1 protein-coding gene is annotated in these 3,143 nt (G+C 66.7%); it reads right to left on the bottom strand.

Annotated elements, in window-relative coordinates; translation table 11 throughout:
* Positions 1-87: 87 nt before the first annotated feature.
* Positions 88-2,910, bottom strand: coding sequence for a preprotein translocase subunit SecA (gene secA, locus D7X55_RS37820; RefSeq protein WP_121725569.1), 2,823 nt, complete (start codon positions 2,908-2,910; stop codon positions 88-90).
* Between the last annotated feature and the right edge of the window lie 233 nt (positions 2,911-3,143).

Genomic DNA, 3,143 nt, shown 5'->3' with positions numbered 1-3,143 from the left:
GACAGGAAGACGACCGGCGCGGCCCCCGCTCCCCTTTCCAGGGAGGGCGACCGCGCCGGAGGGCGCTTCCATCAGGCTTTCAGGCGCCTACGGGTTGGCTTCGTTGGCGCCGTGGCACTTCTTGTACTTGCGGCCGCTGCCGCAGGGGCAGGGCTCGTTGCGGCCCACCGGCTTGGGGCCGGCCGCGGCCTCGCGCTGGGCGACCGGGGTGGCGGTGGCCTCCTCGAGCTTCCCCTCCGCGTCCGCGCGGCCCTCCACGGCCTTCTTCTGCTGCTGGGCCAGCTGGCGCTGGATGCGGGCGGTCTCTTCCGCCGCGTTGGAGGCGGAGCGGGCCTGCACGCGCATCATCTGGCTGACGAACTGCGTCTTGATGGCGTCCAGCATCTGCATGAAGCCCGTGTAGCCTTCCTTCTTGTACTCCTGCTTCGGGTCCTTCTGGCCGTAGCCGCGCAGGCCGATGCCCTGGCGCAGGTGGTCCATGGCCAGCAGGTGGTCCTTCCACAGCTGGTCGATGGTGGCCAGGTACCGGTACTGCAGGAAGCGCATGAAGTCTTCGCCGAACTCCTGCTCGCGGGCGGTGAAGACCTTCTCCGCCGCCGCGTAGATCTGCTCCTGGAGTTCGTCGCGGTTGCCGACGCCCTCGAAGGCCATCTCCAGGTTCAGCGACTCCTTCACGGAGTTGGACAGGGACGCGATGTCCCAGGTGTCCGAGCTGCGCGTGGGGGCGTAGGTGTCCGTCATGGACACGACGACGTCCTCCACGGCGTCCAGCACCATCTCCCGGAAGTCCGCCCAGGAGATGACGCGCTCGGAGCGCGTCTTCACGCGCGTCTTCACGTCCTCCTCGTACTCCACCAGGGGGATGCCCGCGCCCGACGCGAGCACCTGGCGGCGCAGCTTGTAGATGGTGCGCCGCTGCTGGTTCATCACGTCGTCGTACTCGAGCAGGTTCTTGCGGATGTCGAAGTTGTGGCCTTCGACCCGCTTCTGCGCGCTCTCGATGGCGCGTGAGAGCCAGATGTGCTCGATGACCTCGCCCTCCTCCATGCCCAGGCGCTCCATCAACATCTGGATGCGCTCGGACCCGAAGATGCGCATCAGGTCGTCTTCCAGGGACAGGAAGAAGCGGCTGGCGCCCGGGTCACCCTGGCGGCCGGCGCGGCCACGCAGCTGGTTGTCCACGCGGCGGGACTCGTGGCGCTCCGTGCCGATGATGAAGAGGCCGCCAGCGGCCATGACCTCTTCACGCTCGCGCTTGGTGAGCTCCTCGTTGTTGGCCTTCACCTCCGCGAAGCGCTTCTCGTAGTCCGCCAGCGCCGCCTGGTAGCCGGTGAGGTCCAGGGGCTGGCCGTCCATGGCCTCCGGCGGCTCCGGCGGCGGGCCCATCTCGCTCTTGGTCATGACCTCCGCGTTGCCGCCCAGGAGGATGTCCGTGCCGCGGCCGGCCATGTTGGTGGAGATGGTGACCGCGCCCTTGCGGCCCGCCTGCGCGACGATGTCCGCCTCGCGCTGGTGCGCCTTGGCGTTGAGGACGCTGTGGGGCACGCCGCGCTTCTTGAGGAAGTTGGACACCACCTCGCTCTTGGCGATGGACACCGTGCCCACGAGCACCGGCTGACCGGCCTTGTGCAGCTCTTCAATCTGGGCGGCGACGGCCTCGAACTTCTCGCGCTCCGTCTTGTAGACCACGTCCTGGTCGTCGCGGCGCTGCGGCGGACGGTTGGTCGGGATGACGCGCACGTCCAGGTTGTAGATCTTCGCGAACTCTTCGGCTTCCGTGTCCGCGGTGCCCGTCATGCCGGACAGCTTGGAGTACATGCGGAAGTAGTTCTGGAACGAGACCGTGGCGAGCGTCTGGTTCTCGTTTTCAATCTTCACGCCCTCCTTGGCCTCGATGGCCTGGTGGAGGCCGTCGGACCAGCGGCGGCCCTGCATGAGGCGGCCGGTGAACTCGTCGACGATCTGCACCTCGCCGTCCTTCACCACGTAGTCCTTGTCGCGCTTGTAGAGCGTGTGCGCGCGCAGGGCCTGCTCGACGTGGTGGAGGGTTTCGATCTCGCCCGGGTCGTAGAGGTTGCCGACGTTGAGGCGCTTCTGGAGCTTGTCGATGCCGTCGTCGGTGAGGGCCACCGAGCGGTGCTTCTCATCCAGGGTGTAGTCCTGGTCCGGCACGAGGCCCGGGATGACCTGATCCACCCGGTAGTACTTGTCGGTGCTGTCCTCGGTGGGGCCGGAGATGATGAGCGGCGTGCGGGCCTCGTCGATGAGGATGGAGTCCACCTCGTCGACGATGGCGTAGTTGAGCTCGCGCTGGACGTAGTCCTGCAGACGGAACTTCATGTTGTCGCGCAGGTAGTCGAAGCCGAACTCGTTGTTCTGCCCGTACGTGATGTCCGAGCGGTACGCCTCCTGGCGCTGCTTGTCGGACAGCTCGTGGAGCACGCAGCCCGTCGTCATGCCCAGGAACTTGTAGACCCGGCCCATCCACTCCGCGTCGCGGCGGGCGAGGTAGTCGTTCACCGTGACGACGTGGACGCCGCGGCCGGACAGGGCGTTGAGGTAGGAGGGCAGCGTCGCGGTGAGCGTCTTGCCTTCACCGGTGCGCATCTCCGCGATGCAGCCCTCGTGCAGGAACATGCCGCCGATGAGCTGCACGTCGTAGTGGCGCTGGCCGATGACCCGGCGCGCCGCCTCACGGGTGAGGGCGAAGGCCTCGAACAGCAGGTCGTCGAGCGGCTTGCCGTTCGCGATCTCCTGCTTCATCCGGGCGGTTTCGCGCGCGAAGTCTCCGTCCTCGAGGGCTTTCATCTTGCCCTCCAGTTCGTTGATGCGGGCGACCTTCAGGCGGGCTTTCTTGAGCTCGCGCTCATTCTTGGTCCCGATGAGCTTCTTTAGCGTCCATTCAATCATGTTGGCTCTCTCGCCGGAGGATCCTCGAAGGAACGCGGCGAGTGAAGGGAATTCCCAGGAGATGTAAGGGAGAACCAGACCAAAACCACGCGCGCCCCCCGAAACTTCCTCTCGGCTGGCCGCCCGGCGCGCGGTGGCCCAGAGTAAAGCGGAACCGAGTCCACGCAATGTCCCCTAAGCAGATTCACCGTCCCCGCGCCGCGAAGACTTCATCCGGCCGCTCCTCCCCGGGC

The organism is Corallococcus sp. AB049A, from assembly GCF_003668885.1.
Taxonomy (GTDB): Bacteria; Myxococcota; Myxococcia; order Myxococcales; family Myxococcaceae; genus Corallococcus; species Corallococcus interemptor.
The sequence above is the reverse complement of the archived record's forward strand: the minus strand, read 5'-3'. Positions and strand labels throughout refer to the sequence as shown.